Source organism: Streptomyces sp. RKND-216, assembly GCF_004795255.1.
GTDB lineage: Bacteria > Actinomycetota > Actinomycetes > Streptomycetales > Streptomycetaceae > Streptomyces > Streptomyces hazeniae.
This window is the reverse complement of sequence record NZ_SSBQ01000002.1, coordinates 1,961,086-1,973,720: the sequence shown is the minus strand read 5'-3', so window position 1 is coordinate 1,973,720 and position 12,635 is coordinate 1,961,086. Positions and strand designations below refer to the sequence as shown.

The window sequence follows — 12,635 nt, the reverse complement described above, 5'->3', positions numbered from 1 at the left end:
GTGGGTTCTGTCGTCGGTTGCCGGGCCGGGCGGTCCCAGGGGCCGCACAGCAGTACCGCATAACCCGGTAAGTACAGGAAGAACAAGAGAGAAGGAGCGAAACGCCATCTTGGATCGCCCGGGCGCATAGGACCGCCCGGGTACCGCAGGCCCCGGATTGGAAGGTGGTCCCCGGTCACGCATCCGCGATCCCCGCAGCTCCGCCCTCCGGGCGGGACCTGCGGTCACAGAAGGTCAGCGCAGTCAGCTGGCAGATGGTGTTGAAAGCTCGGGGCCCGAGCGCCGGTCGGCGCTCGGGCCCCTCGACGCGTCCCATCGGAAGAAGAGGTCTATGCCCCCTGCCCGTCCCGGATCCTCCATTCCTCTCGACGACGAGGATTACCCCGCATACACCATGGGCCGGGCCGCCGACATGCTCGGCGCCACCCCCGCGTTTCTCCGCGCTCTCGGCGAGCACCGTCTGATCACCCCGCTGCGGTCGGAGGGTGGTCACCGTCGCTACTCCCGTTACCAACTGCGGATCGCCACACGGGCCCGTGAACTCGTCGACCAGGGCACCCCTATCGAGGCCGCCTGCCGCATCATCATCCTCGAGGACCAGCTCGAGGAGGCCCAGCGCATCAACGAGCAGCTTCGTGCCGGGGGCGCCGGGCGGCCGGAAGCCTCGGGCTGACCCGGAACCGGCCGGTTTCCGAGTCGCTCCGTTCGGCTTCGTGCCTGCTCACGCGCCCGGAAGGTCCTCATGGGAGGTGGCCGATGATCCTGCGCGTCGATTGCGCCGGTGCTCGCGTGTCGCCGGTGGGAGGGCGGAACGGGGGAGCAGGGCCCGGCGCCTAGAATGGGCTGCCATGCCGAAGCCTGACGAGCTGATCATTGACGTGGCCGCCCGTGTGGAGTCCGGGCAGAGCAACCAGATGTCCCTGACCGTGGTCACCGGTGGTGCCGTCATCACCGGTCGCCTGGCTCCCGAATCCGTGTGGCGGCAGAGGGTGTCGGAGGTGCTGACGGCTTCCGACCGCCTGGGCGAGTTCTCTGCCGTCTTCGACTCTCCCGCGAAGAAGGACGGGCCACCCACACATCTGCACTTCCATGTCGCCCGGATCCTGCAGGGCACTGTGGGCATTCCCGAGACCGGCGGGATGTACCGCGTGGCCATCGAGGATGTCAGTGCCTGGACCGTGGGGGACTTCAGCTACTCCGACTACTGACCCGCCGAGCCCCGTCAGACAAAGCGGGCGGGGCCGAGCATGGCGGAAGCCCGCTCGTACGGGCTGTCCGCGGGTGCCGATGAGGCCGTGGACCGTGCGCGACAGGCGAAGCCGAGCCGGGCCATGGCCCGCAGCACCTCGGCGGAGGTGAAGTCGCGCCGGTCCTGGCGCGTGATCACCTGGCCGACCTGCTTGGCGGAGTAGTGGCGTCGGCCGATCACGACGTAGTCACCGGTGACCGGCTCCGGCTTGACGTCCTTCATCGATTCGAGCACGCCACTCTTGGTCAGATCGAACGGATAGCGGGCGATGACACAGCGCATGATGCCTCACAGGGGGAGGAGGGGGCGGGCCGGTTGAGGGGGCCTGCAGGGGGAACGGGCCGGCACGCCTTGGCTCTGCCGGGCTGTTGGGCCATCGGTGGCGTTCAGGACGCCGAGCCCGGGGCTGACTGCCGTACGGGCCTCCGCCGGGGCGACGCGGCAGGGCGGCGTCGGCCGCGTGAGGTGGCACTGCGCCTCTTGGACCGCTCGGCCACCGGTTCGGTGATGACGACGGGGACACCTGAAGGGGTCCGCGCACCGGTGATGCGCCGGAGGTCCTCCTCGCCCGAGCGGACCTCGGTAGTCTGCGGAACGATACCTGCCGCCGCCATCAAGCGCGTGACTCCTCGCCGCTGGTGCGGGGTGACCAGCGTGACGACGCTGCCGGACTCGCCGGCGCGGGCCGTACGACCGCCGCGGTGGAGATAGTCCTTGTGGTCGCTCGGCGGGTCGACGTTCACGACGAGGTCGAGTTTGTCGACGTGGATCCCGCGCGCGGCGACGTTCGTCGCCACGAGCACGCTGACGTGCTCGGTCTTGAACTGCGCCAGCGTGCGGGTGCGCTGCGGCTGTGACTTCCCCCCGTGCAGGGCGGCGGCCCGTACCCCGCGGCTCAGCAGATGCGTGGTGAGGCGGTCGACCGCGTGCTTGGTGTCGAGGAACATGAGGACGCGGCCGTCACGCGCGGCGATCTCCGTGGTGGCCGCGTGCTTGTCGGCGCCGCGGACATGGAGCACGTGGTGCTCCATGGTCGTGACCGCCCCCGCGGAGGGGTCGACGGAGTGCACGACGGGGTCGTGGAGGTAGCGGCGCACGAGGAGGTCGACGTTGCGGTCGAGGGTGGCCGAGAACAGCATGCACTGCCCGGCTGGCCCGACCTGGTCGAGCAGGGCGGTGACCTGGGGCATGAAGCCCATGTCGGCCATCTGGTCCGCCTCGTCGAGGACGGTGATGGAGACCTGGTCCAGTCGGCAGTCGGCGCGGTTGATGAGATCCGTGAGGCGCCCGGGGGTGGCGACGACGATCTCCGCGCCGCCCCGCAGCCTGTTGGTCTGCTTGGCGATCGACATCCCGCCCACGACCGTTGCGAGGCGCAGTTTCACGGCCCGGGCGTACGGCGTGAGTGCGTCCGTGACCTGCTGCGCCAGTTCCCGCGTCGGGACGAGGATCAGCCCCAACGGCTTCCCGGGCGCGGCACGCCGGCCGGCCGTGCGGGCGAGCAGCGCCAGGCCGAAGGCGAGGGTCTTGCCGGAGCCGGTGCGCCCGCGCCCCAGCACGTCGCGGCCAGCCAGGGAGTTCGGCAGTGTCGCCGCCTGGATCGGGAAGGGAACGGTCACGCCCTGCGAGCGGAGTGCGGCCCGAAGCTCCTGCGGCATCTCGAGGTCGTCGAATTCCTCCGCGGCCGGCAGCGCGGGGGTGAGAGTCCGGGGGAGAGTGAACTCGCCGTGCGGTGCGGCGGACCGGCGACCGTGACCACCGGAGCGGCCCGGGTTCGGCGAGCCGAGCCGGCCGCCGCTCTGCGCCTGGCGGGCGCTGCCGTCGCGGGTGCGGGCGTAGCGGTTGTTCGTGCGTGTGCGGTTCATGGGGAAACTTCCTGGAGGCGGCGCATGCCGAGGAATTCCCACAGCCGTGATCAGCGCGAGAACTGCATGAATGAGCCGAGGTGAGCGCGCGGGGGAATCCCGTCGCGTGCGGTCCGTGCGGGGGTGCCGCAGCCGGTCAGGGCGGCAGCGCGGGGGTGTCGCCAGTGGTCTGGCGACATCACCGGACGGTCGCGGCTGTGGACGCGGACTGCGCGTGAGTACGCAGTACTCGGGACAGTCCCCGGGGCATGCCGCTGTCAGAGGCGTATGCCGCCGGTGCCCGCACCCCGAAGGATGCGGGCACCGGCGGCACGAGTACGTCAGTCGCGTCAGGCGGGAACGATGTTCTCCGCGGACGGGCCCTTCTGGCCCTGGCCGATGTCGAAGTTCACCTTCTGGCCTTCGAGCAGCTCACGGAAGCCCTGGGCGGCGATGTTCGAGTAGTGGGCGAACACGTCGGGGCCGCCACCGTCCTGCTCGATGAAGCCGAAACCCTTTTCCGAATTGAACCACTTCACGGTACCGGTAGCCATGTCATTCTCCTTCGGGGCAGTGTCATCGGCGTCCGCACCGTGCGGACGCCGTTGTCGCCGCGATGATTACCCCGCCCGGAAAATGCCGGGACCACAGAACCGCCTCCAGTGGCGAAAGCGCCGACCGGAATGCACCTGAATTACTGGGAACCACAACTGCAACTGGTGCCGACACTAGCACGTCGTGACGGCGGGTGTGCGGTGAGGATTTCCGCTCCGGCTCTTCGTTGCAGTGAATCTGTACGCGGCTTCTGTTGAATTCTCTCTTCGCGGGAGCAGATAGTGCAGTCGTCTCGCGTCATTTCCGGGGAAGCGCGGCGCCAGGCTGATGGAGGGTGCCCGGATGAGTCCGGCGGGGTCTCCTACAGGGTGAGGCCGCGTTCGAGGACGTCGAGGGCGCGGCCGACCGGTTCCCAGAGGTCGCCGTGCATGCCGCGTTCGGCCCACAGCACCATCGCCTCCGTGAGCGCGCCGAGCATCGCGCCGGTGACGACGCGGAGTTCGAGGTCGTCCTCGGGGCGCCCGGTGCGTTCGGAGAGCACGCGGGTGAGCAGGCGGCTGGTCTCCGCGTTGTGCTCGAACATCCGGGCCCGGATGGTGGGCACGTCGCGGATGAGGCGGAGCCGCTGGTGGGCCTCGGCCAGGTCCTCCTCGTAGGACTGCGCGAGCACCTCGGACAGCGCCTCGCGCAGGGCGCGGACGGGTGGCTCGGCGGCCGGGCGCCGACGGAGCGCCTCTTCGACGAGCGGGTCGTACTCGTCGGTGAGGACGATGTCCTCCTTGGTGGGGAAGTAGCGGAAGACGGTGCTGGGCGAGACCTCCGCGGCCTCGGCGATGCGGTCGACGGGCGTGGCGTCGTAGCCGTGTTCGGCGAAGAGCCGGTAGGCGGCGGCGCGGATCGTTCTGCGGGTGCGGATCTTCTTGCGCTCCCGCAGGCCGGGCCGTCGTCCGGCGGGTGGGACGGGGGCGTCGTCGGGAAGTGCGGAGGTCATGGCCTCCATTGTCACCCGGTCGGTCCGCCGTGACCGAAAACACCAGGCGCCTCCAGGGGGTCGCCCGTATGGTTTCGGTATGCAGGTGATCCAGTCGACCAAGCTCGCCAACGTCTGCTACGAGATCCGTGGCCCGGTGCTCGAGGAGGCCATGCGGCTCGAGGCGGCGGGTCATCGCATCCTCAAGCTCAACACCGGGAACCCGGCGGCGTTCGGTTTCGAGTGCCCGCCGGAGATCCTTGAGGACATGGTGCGCAACGTGGGCGACGCGCACGGCTACGGCGATGCGAAGGGGCTGCTCACGGCCCGCCGCGCGGTGATGCAGCACTACCAGACCAAGGGCATCGAACTGTCGGTCGAGGACGTGTACCTGGGCAACGGCGTCTCCGAACTGATCCAGATGTCGATGCAGGCGCTGCTGGACGACGGCGACGAGGTGCTGGTCCCGGCGCCGGACTATCCGCTGTGGACGGCGGCGGTGTCGCTGTCCGGCGGCACGGCCGTGCACTACCGCTGCGACGAGCAGGCCGACTGGATGCCCGACCTGGCGGACGTGGAGCGGAAGATCACCGACCGCACCAAGGCGCTGGTGATCATCAATCCGAACAACCCCACGGGCGCGGTGTACGACGAGGAGATGCTGCGCGGGCTGACCGAGATCGCCCGTCGGCACGGGCTGATCGTGTGCAGCGACGAGATCTACGACCGCATCCTGTACGACGGCGCGACGCACACGCCGACGGCCGTGGTGGCGCCCGACCTGCTGACGCTCACCTTCAACGGGCTGTCCAAGAACTACCGGGTGGCGGGCTTCCGTTCGGGCTGGCTGGCGGTGTGCGGGCCGAAGCACCACGCGCAGTCCTACATCGAGGGCCTGACCATCCTGGCCAACATGCGGCTGTGCGCCAACATGCCGGCGCAGCACGCGGTGGCGACGGCGCTGGGCGGGCGGCAGTCCATCGAGGAGCTGGTGCTGCCGGGCGGCCGGATCCTGGAGCAACGCGACGTGGCGTTCGACCTGCTGACGCAGATCCCGGGCGTGACCTGCGTGAAGCCGAAGGGTGCGCTGTACCTCTTTCCGCGGCTCGACCCGAAGGTCTTCAAGGTCAAGGACGACCGGCAGATGGTGCTGGACCTGCTGCGGGCCGAGCAGATCATGGTGGTGCACGGCACGGGCTTCAACTGGCCGGAGCCGGACCACTTCCGCATCGTGACGTTGCCCCCGGCGCAGGAGCTGGCGGACGCGGTGACCCGTATCGGTACGTTCCTGGACGGTTACGGACAGCCATGACCGGTGGGGGTCGGTGGGCCTTCCCGTGCACACATTCCGCGAAGAGGGTCAACTTTGGACTTTGTCCAAGGTAGGATGGCTGCCTCAGTACGTCGCCAGGGAGCCCTCCATGTACGAACCGATCCGCAAGAAGTCGGTCCACTCCATGGCCGAGCCGGACGGGCCGCACCGGTCCCGTACGGAGGAGCTGGACATCCGGCTGGCCGGTCATCTCACCGCGCTGCTCACCGTGACCGACGAGTTGCGGGCCCTCACGCCGGGGCCGGCCCTCGACGACGCGGCCGAGCGTCTCGCGGAGACCGCGGCCCGGCTGCGGGGCGGCCGGGTACCGCTCCGGGCTGCGCCGACGGCGCGTGACGAGGGCGAGGCACACCTCACCGCCCTGCGGCAGCGGGCACACAACCTCGCCGGCATGGCGCTGGTCATCGCCACCTCGCGGGACGACCTGGTCGCCGCGGAACTCGCCGCCGCGTGCCTGGAGCAGCACGCCGAGGCCCTCGGCCTCGCAGAGACCGCCTGACGGCGGGAGCCGGAACGGCAGATGTAGCCCGGTGAGACACGCCGGGCTACACTTGGCTGCATGAAGACCATCACTCAGCGTGAGTTCCGCAACAGCTCCGCTGCCGTCATGGATGCCGTCGAGGCGGGCGAGACGTACCACATCACCCGTAACGGCACCGAGGTCGCCGAGCTGCGCCCGCTACGGCACCGGCACCGGCTCACGGCCGAGGAGCTGGTCGCGCGCCACCGCGCGCTGCCCCGCGTCGATCAGGCCGCCATGAGGCGGGACGCTGAGGGCTTCTTCGGGGACGCGGACGAGGTCGGCGAGGACGACCCCTGGGAGCGCAGCTGTGGCTGACCGGCATCCGGCCGGCGTACTCGACACGTGCACGTACATCGACCTGGACGTACTCGATCCAGCCGTGCTCCCGCAGGTCCCGGAGCTCACGGCCGTCACGCTGGCCGAGCTGCACCAGGGCGTGGCACTGGCCCGTACTCCGGCGGCCCGGGCCGCCAGGATGGAGAAGCTCGGGGCGGCCGTGGCCGACTTCGACCCGCTGCCGTTCGACGGTGACGCCGCCTCGCGCTACGGCTCGCTGGTCTCCCTCACGCTCGCCGCGGACCGGAACCCCCGCCCCCGGCGTCTGGACTTGATGATCGCCGCCGTCGCCTCTGCAAGGGGCCTGCCGCTCTTCACCCGGAACGTGGACGACTTCAAGGGGCTGGACGACCTGGTGACGATCGTCGCGGTCTGAGTGCGTCCCGGTGCGGCGCCCGCCGTACGCGTCCAGGCGGCCCCCGTTCGGTGGGCATCGCTGACGAAGCCGGGAGGAGCCCTGCGGGTGCAGGGCGCCCCCGGCGGTTCGCTCAGCCCAGGCGCTGCACGAGGGCGCGGTACTCGTCCCACAGCTCCGTCGGCGTGTGGTCGCCGAAGGTGTTGAGGTGCTCGGGCACGAGCGCCGCCTCGTCGCGCCAGACGTCCTTGTCCACCGCGAGCAGGAAGTCCAGGTCCTTCTCGGACAGGTCCAGCCCGTCCCGGTCCAGGGCCTCCTTCGTCGGCAGGATTCCGATGGGCGTCTCGACGCCCTCCGCGTCGCCGCGCAGGCGGCCGACGATCCACTTCAAAACGCGGCTGTTCTCGCCGAAGCCCGGCCAGACGAACGCGCCCTCGTCGTTCTTCTTGAACCAGTTGACGTAGTAGATCTTCGGCAGCTTCGCGGGGTCCGGGGCCTCGGCGCCGATCTTGACCCAGTGGGCCATGTAGTCGCCCATGTTGTAGCCGCAGAAGGGCAGCATGGCGAACGGGTCGCGGCGCAGTTCGCCGGCCTTGCCCTCGGCGGCGGCGGTCTTCTCGCTGGCCACGTTGGCGCCCAGGAAGACGCCGTGCTGCCAGCTGAAGGACTCGGTCACCAGCGGCACGGCCGTGGCGCGTCGGCCGCCGAAGAGGATCGCGGAGATCGGCACACCGCGGGGGTCCTCCCACTCCGGGGCGATGATCGGGCACTGCCCGGCCGGGGTGGTGAAGCGGGCGTTGGGGTGCGCGGCCGGGGTGCCCGACTCCGGCGTCCACTCGTTGCCCTTCCAGTCCGTGAGGCGGGCGGGAGTCTCCTCCGTCATGCCCTCCCACCAGACGTCGCCGTCGTCGGTCAGGGCGACGTTGGTGAAGACCGAGTTGCCCCACAGCGTCTTCATGGCGTTGGCGTTGGTGTGCTCGCCAGTACCGGGGGCGACGCCGAAGAAGCCGGCCTCGGGGTTGATCGCGTACAGGCGGCCGTCCTCGCCGAAGCGCATCCAGGCGATGTCGTCGCCGATGGTCTCCACCGTCCAGCCCGGGACGGTGGGCTCCAGCATCGCTAGGTTGGTCTTGCCGCAGGCGCTGGGGAACGCCGCCGCGACGTAGTGGGACTCGCCGCGCGGCGGGGTCAGCTTCAGCACCAGCATGTGCTCCGCGAGCCAGCCCTCGTCACGCGCCATGACGGAGGCGATGCGCAGCGCGTAGCACTTCTTGCCGAGCAGGGCGTTGCCGCCGTAGCCGGAGCCGAAGGACCAGATCTCGCGGTCCTCGGGGAAGTGCGAGATGTACTTGGTGTCGTTGCACGGCCACGGCACGTCCTTCTCGCCCGCCGCGAGGGGGGCGCCCAGGGTGTGCACGGCCTTGACGAAGAAGCCGTCGGAGCCCAGCTCGTCCAGCACGGGCTGTCCCATGCGGGTCATGGTGCGCATGGAGACGGCGACGTAGGCGGAGTCGGTGATCTCGACGCCCAGCGCGGACAGCGGGGAGCCGAGGGGGCCCATGCAGAACGGGACGACGTACATCGTCCGACCGCGCATCGCGCCGCGGAACAGCCCGCCCTTGCCCTTCTCGCCCTGGAAGATCTGCCGCATCTCGGCGGGCGCCTTCCAGTTGTTCGTCGGGCCGGCGTCCTCCTCCTTCGCGGAGCAGATGTACGTCCGGCCCTCCACGCGGGCGACGTCGCTCGGGTCCGACGCTGCGTAGTAGCTGTTCGGACGCTTGATCGGGTCGAGCTTCTTGAAGGTCCCCTTCTCGACGAGCTCTTCGGCGAGGCGCTCGTACTCGGCCTCCGAGCCGTCGCACCACACGACGCGGTCGGGCTCGGTGAGGGCGGCGATCTCGTCGACCCAGGCGACGAGCTCGGCGTGGTCGGTCGGGGGGCTGGTGGGAGCCGCAGTACTGCGCGCCACGATCGCTCCAGACGGTGTGAGGGTGTGGTGGTCGTCCGGCGGCGGACGTCGCACGTGTGTCCGCCGCCGGGCTGCTCTGCAGATGTGTGCCCCTTGGGGGCGGCGGCCCGGATGCATTCGTGGCAGACGCTCATCCGGTGCCGTCTACGCTCATCTGATCATGTCTCCTCCCGTGTCATGTGTCCAGAGGGGCGCTCAGGTGAGCGATCGTGAGCAATCCCACTCCAGGTCGACGCGCACGGCGTGGGCCCGGACCCTACGGGTGCGTAGGTAGCCTGACCGCTATGACTGCTGCCCCGACCGACGCCCTGTCCCAACCCGGCAGCGCGGCTGCCGTCACCAGAACATCCGAAAAGGGGACCGACGAGCCCGACACGGGCCCCCACCTGGCGCACATCCCGCTGAAGCCGCTGATGCGCGGCTGGCTGCACGCCGGGATGTTCCCGGCCGTGCTCACCGCCGGCACCTTCCTGACCGCGCTCGCCGACAGCAGCCGGGGCCGCCTGGCCTGCGCCGTCTACACGCTCACCGCGTGCCTGCTCTTCGGCACCAGCGCCCTCTACCACCGGGGCAACTGGGGCGACCGGGCCAACGCCGTGCTGCGGCGGCTGGACCACGCGAACATCTTCCTGATCATCGCGGGCACCTACACGCCGCTGACCATCCTGCTGCTGGAGGACGGCCGCCAGGACGTCCTGCTGTGGGGCATCTGGACCGCCGCCGTCCTCGGCATCGCCTTCCGCGTCTTCTGGGTCGGCGCCCCGCGCTGGCTCTACACGCCCTGCTACCTCGCCATGGGCTGGGCCGCGGTGTTCTTCCTGCCCGATTTCCTGCGCGCGGGAGGCGTCGCCGTGCTGGTCCTGGTCGTCGTCGGCGGTTTGCTCTACAGCGCGGGCGGCATCGTCTACGGCATCAAACGCCCGAACCCCTCACCCCGCTGGTTCGGCTTCCACGAGGTCTTCCACACCCTGACCCTCGCCGCCTTCGTCGTCCACTACGTCGGCATCTCGCTGGTCGCCTACCAGCACGGCTGACGCCTCGGGCGCCGCGCCGACTTATCCTGATGTCGCGGGCTTCACGGCGGGAGGATTCCGGTGAACAGCATCAACGCGCTCGTGCGCGCCTGGCACGACATGGACGTCCCGGACGGTCTACGCGTCGAACTGCTCGACGGCGAGATCGTCATGCAGGCCAATCCCGGACACGTCCACGATCTCCCCGGTCGCAGCCTCGTCCGCCACACACCAGAGCCCTTCGAGGCGTGGGCGGAGCGGGGACTGCTCCTCGCCGACGATTACCGGCCGCGCGCGGACGCAGTGATCATCCGCTCCGAGGACATGCCTGCCGACGACGCCGAGGCGGACTGGCCACCGCAGATCGTCCTCGCCGTCGTCGAGACGGTCTCCACCACGCCGACCGCGATCAAGCGCGACTGGGACGACAAGCGGCGCCGCTATGCGACAGCCGGCATTCCCGTCTACCTGGTCATCGACCCCAACGACGCGACGTGGCACCTCCTCGAGCTCGACGGCAGCCAGTACGTCGAAACGGGCAAGGGCGTCTTCGGCCAGGAGATCCCCCTGCCGGAACCGCTCGGTTTCACCGTCCGCACGGCAGGCTGGCACCCCTACCCGCGCAGTTCCTCTGCGCGGTGACCCGGCGGAGGGTGGTGGGGCGGCAGGCTGTGCGCTCCGGGCTACGACCGGCGGCGGGGCCCGCGGCGCTTACCGCCCCGCGTACCCCCGGTACCGCGGCGCCGGTTTCCCCGCGCGGACGTGTCCTGCGCGCCACGCGCGGAGGCGCGCTTGGGCTGGGCCGGGGGCGCCGTGCGCCCCCGCGTGCTGTTGACGGTCCGCCCCCGGACGATCCCGATGAAGTCCTCCACCCTGTCGGTGGTCGCCGCCTCCGGCCACGCCAGCGCGACACGTGACTGCGGGGCGTCCGTCACCGGCCGGTACGTGAGGTCCCTGCGGTGGTGCAGGCGGGCGAGCGACTGCGGGACGACGAGCAGGCCCACCCCCGCCGCCACCAGCTCGATCGCGTCCGCCGTCGTGGCGGGCCGCTCGATCGCCGGCCGGCCGGGCAGGCGCTCCCCGCCGTCCCAGTCGAGGGTGTCGTCCAGGGGATGCAGCACAACGTCCTCGGAGAGCTCCCAGGCCTCGACCTCGTCGACCACCGCGACGACGTGATCCTTCGGGGCCACGACGACCGTCGTCTCCGTGTAGAGGGGGATCGCGCTGAAGTACGTACGGTCGACCGGCAGCCGTACGAAGCCCGCGTCGGCGCCGCCGTCCCGCAGCAGATCCGGTGCTTCGGCGGCGCTCACCGGGACGAGGGCCAGCGGAATGCCGGGCAGCCGCTCGTTCCAGATCCGCACCCACTTGGTCGGCGTCACGCCGGGCACGTACGCGACCCGGAACGGGGAGGCCGGGGAAGAGCTGGTCACGGCCGCCAGGGTACCGGTCGGGGTCCGGTGCCCGACACGGTCTGGATACCCTGGACACCATGACGTCGCGCCAGAACACCCAGACCATGAAGCCCGCGACCGCGGCGAAGAAGCTGGGTGTGTACCTCCAGGCCACGCCCCCCGAGTTCCAGGAGGGCGTCGTCTCGCGCAGCGAGCTGAACGCGCTGCAGGCCGATCCCCCCGAGTGGCTGGTCGAACTCCGCCGCAACGGCCCGCACCCCCGCCCGGTCGTCGCGGCGAAGCTGGGCGTCTCCATCTCGGGGCTCGCCCGTGGGGGCGTCACCGAACCCCTCACCACCGAGCAGATCGAGGCGCTGAAGAAGGAACAGCCCGACTGGCTCGGCCAGGAGCGGGCCACCCAGGCCGAGGTCCGCAAGGAGTCGGCCCGCCTCAAGGAGAAGAACCGCGCGAAGCGCCAGGAAGAGCGAGACGAAGAGGCCCGCTGACCGCAGGGCCACGCGGCCCAGTCGGTCCTTGCGACAGGTCTGACTCTCCCACCGCGCCAGCGGCGGAGTCGCCGCCCCCGTCAGGGCGCGGTCTCCAGTTCGGCCCAGACCGTCTTGCCGACGGGGGTGCGCGGGTTGGTGCCCCAGCGTGTGGCGAGGACGTCGACGATGAGCAGGCCCCGGCCCGACTCGGCTTCGTGGCCGGCCGGGGCGGGGTGGCCGGGAGGCCGGGTGGGGTGGGCGTCCGACACCTCGATGCGGACGAGTCCGCTGCTGGACGTGTACGTCAGGTCCAGGGCGAACTCCCGGCCGGGCACGAGGCCGTGGCACACCGCGTTGGCGGCGAGTTCGCCGACGACGAGCGCGACGCTGCACGAGGTGTCCGACGTGGGCGGGTGACCCCACTGCTCCAGGCGCCGCACGGCGACCTTCCGGGCGAGCTGGGCTCCGCGGCGGGACGACGTGAAGCGCATGGAGAAGCAGTGCTGCTGGGTGGGCACGGCTTCGGCGGCGCGGTGCGGTTCGTCGTCGGGCATGGTGGTGGCCTTCAGCACGGCGTGGTTCTCCTTCGGCGGGATGCGGATCGTG

Annotated in this window: 16 protein-coding genes; 9 read left to right on the top strand and 7 right to left on the bottom strand. The window is 70.5% G+C overall.

Annotated elements, in window-relative coordinates; genetic code table 11:
• The first annotated feature begins 331 nt into the window (after positions 1-331).
• Entirely contained in the window at positions 332-673 is a 342-nt protein-coding gene (locus E4198_RS08535) for a MerR family transcriptional regulator (RefSeq protein WP_136182647.1), read from the top strand.
• 175 nt (positions 674-848) lie between these two features.
• A complete protein-coding gene (locus E4198_RS08530; RefSeq protein WP_136182646.1) occupies positions 849-1,208 on the top strand; it encodes a hypothetical protein in 360 nt (119 codons plus the stop codon).
• Positions 1,209-1,222: 14 nt separating this feature from the next.
• Here the strand turns inward: E4198_RS08530 and E4198_RS08525 are convergent, their stop codons facing one another.
• From E4198_RS08525 to E4198_RS08510, 4 genes are all read right to left on the bottom strand, one after another.
• Positions 1,223-1,531 carry an SCO5918 family protein gene (locus E4198_RS08525; RefSeq protein WP_136182645.1) on the bottom strand — a complete coding sequence of 103 codons (309 nt, stop codon included), beginning with the start codon at positions 1,529-1,531 and terminating at the stop codon, positions 1,223-1,225.
• Between the two features lie 104 nt (positions 1,532-1,635).
• A complete protein-coding gene (locus E4198_RS08520; RefSeq protein WP_136182644.1) occupies positions 1,636-3,114 on the bottom strand; it encodes a DEAD/DEAH box helicase in 1,479 nt (492 codons plus the stop codon).
• Positions 3,115-3,443: 329 nt separating this feature from the next.
• On the bottom strand, positions 3,444-3,647 hold the full coding sequence (locus E4198_RS08515) for a cold-shock protein (protein WP_136182643.1): 204 nt from the start codon (positions 3,645-3,647) through the stop codon (positions 3,444-3,446).
• 362 nt (positions 3,648-4,009) lie between these two features.
• Entirely contained in the window at positions 4,010-4,639 is a 630-nt protein-coding gene (locus tag E4198_RS08510; RefSeq protein WP_136182642.1) for a TetR family transcriptional regulator, read from the bottom strand.
• A 79-nt stretch (positions 4,640-4,718) separates the two neighbouring features.
• On the opposite strand from E4198_RS08510, the gene E4198_RS08505 reads away from it, so the two are divergent.
• From E4198_RS08505 to E4198_RS08490, 4 genes are all read left to right on the top strand, one after another.
• On the top strand, positions 4,719-5,930 hold the full coding sequence (locus E4198_RS08505; protein ID WP_136182641.1) for a pyridoxal phosphate-dependent aminotransferase: 1,212 nt from the start codon (positions 4,719-4,721) through the stop codon (positions 5,928-5,930).
• 109 nt (positions 5,931-6,039) lie between these two features.
• The gene (locus tag E4198_RS08500; protein WP_136182640.1) at positions 6,040-6,450 is read left to right on the top strand and encodes a hypothetical protein; all 411 of its coding nucleotides are present in this window, start codon (positions 6,040-6,042) and stop codon (positions 6,448-6,450) included.
• A 60-nt stretch (positions 6,451-6,510) separates the two neighbouring features.
• Positions 6,511-6,789 (top strand): type II toxin-antitoxin system prevent-host-death family antitoxin, encoded by a 279-nt coding sequence (locus tag E4198_RS08495; RefSeq protein WP_136182639.1) that lies wholly within the window; start codon positions 6,511-6,513, stop codon positions 6,787-6,789.
• The gene (locus E4198_RS08490; RefSeq protein ID WP_136182638.1) at positions 6,782-7,186 is read left to right on the top strand and encodes a type II toxin-antitoxin system VapC family toxin; all 405 of its coding nucleotides are present in this window, start codon (positions 6,782-6,784) and stop codon (positions 7,184-7,186) included. Before E4198_RS08495 ends, E4198_RS08490 begins: the two co-directional genes overlap by 8 nt.
• 112 nt (positions 7,187-7,298) lie before the next feature.
• On the opposite strand, the gene E4198_RS08485 is transcribed toward E4198_RS08490, so the two are convergent.
• Complete coding sequence (locus E4198_RS08485) at positions 7,299-9,134, bottom strand: phosphoenolpyruvate carboxykinase (GTP) (RefSeq protein ID WP_136182637.1); 1,836 nt, start codon at positions 9,132-9,134, stop codon at positions 7,299-7,301.
• A 284-nt stretch (positions 9,135-9,418) separates the two neighbouring features.
• Here E4198_RS08485 and E4198_RS08480 point away from each other — a divergent pair, with 284 nt between their 5' ends.
• Positions 9,419-10,168 carry a hemolysin III family protein gene (locus E4198_RS08480; protein ID WP_136182636.1) on the top strand — a complete coding sequence of 250 codons (750 nt, stop codon included), beginning with the start codon at positions 9,419-9,421 and terminating at the stop codon, positions 10,166-10,168.
• Positions 10,169-10,228: 60 nt separating this feature from the next.
• Complete coding sequence (locus tag E4198_RS08475) at positions 10,229-10,789, top strand: Uma2 family endonuclease (RefSeq protein WP_136182635.1); 561 nt, start codon at positions 10,229-10,231, stop codon at positions 10,787-10,789.
• Between the two features lie 41 nt (positions 10,790-10,830).
• On the opposite strand, the gene E4198_RS08470 is transcribed toward E4198_RS08475, so the two are convergent.
• Positions 10,831-11,580 carry a LysR substrate-binding domain-containing protein gene (locus E4198_RS08470; protein ID WP_136182634.1) on the bottom strand — a complete coding sequence of 250 codons (750 nt, stop codon included), beginning with the start codon at positions 11,578-11,580 and terminating at the stop codon, positions 10,831-10,833.
• Positions 11,581-11,639: 59 nt separating this feature from the next.
• On the opposite strand from E4198_RS08470, the gene E4198_RS08465 reads away from it, so the two are divergent.
• The gene (locus E4198_RS08465; protein WP_136182633.1) at positions 11,640-12,047 is read left to right on the top strand and encodes a DUF5997 family protein; all 408 of its coding nucleotides are present in this window, start codon (positions 11,640-11,642) and stop codon (positions 12,045-12,047) included.
• A gap of 80 nt (positions 12,048-12,127) precedes the next feature.
• On the opposite strand, the gene E4198_RS08460 is transcribed toward E4198_RS08465, so the two are convergent.
• A complete protein-coding gene (locus tag E4198_RS08460) occupies positions 12,128-12,601 on the bottom strand; it encodes an ATP-binding protein (RefSeq protein ID WP_136182632.1) in 474 nt (157 codons plus the stop codon).
• Positions 12,602-12,635: the final 34 nt, after the last annotated feature.

Coding starts and splice junctions, on each gene's coding strand:
- E4198_RS08535 (WP_136182647.1), top strand. CDS start 332: ATGCCCCCTGCCCGTCCCGGATCCTCCATTCCTCTCGACGACGAGGAT.
- E4198_RS08530 (WP_136182646.1), top strand. CDS start 849: ATGCCGAAGCCTGACGAGCTGATCATTGACGTGGCCGCCCGTGTGGAG.
- E4198_RS08525 (WP_136182645.1), bottom strand. CDS start 1,531: ATGCGCTGTGTCATCGCCCGCTATCCGTTCGATCTGACCAAGAGTGGC.
- E4198_RS08520 (WP_136182644.1), bottom strand. CDS start 3,114: ATGAACCGCACACGCACGAACAACCGCTACGCCCGCACCCGCGACGGC.
- E4198_RS08515 (WP_136182643.1), bottom strand. CDS start 3,647: ATGGCTACCGGTACCGTGAAGTGGTTCAATTCGGAAAAGGGTTTCGGC.
- E4198_RS08510 (WP_136182642.1), bottom strand. CDS start 4,639: ATGACCTCCGCACTTCCCGACGACGCCCCCGTCCCACCCGCCGGACGA.
- E4198_RS08505 (WP_136182641.1), top strand. CDS start 4,719: ATGCAGGTGATCCAGTCGACCAAGCTCGCCAACGTCTGCTACGAGATC.
- E4198_RS08500 (WP_136182640.1), top strand. CDS start 6,040: ATGTACGAACCGATCCGCAAGAAGTCGGTCCACTCCATGGCCGAGCCG.
- E4198_RS08495 (WP_136182639.1), top strand. CDS start 6,511: ATGAAGACCATCACTCAGCGTGAGTTCCGCAACAGCTCCGCTGCCGTC.
- E4198_RS08480 (WP_136182636.1), top strand. CDS start 9,419: ATGACTGCTGCCCCGACCGACGCCCTGTCCCAACCCGGCAGCGCGGCT.
- E4198_RS08465 (WP_136182633.1), top strand. CDS start 11,640: ATGACGTCGCGCCAGAACACCCAGACCATGAAGCCCGCGACCGCGGCG.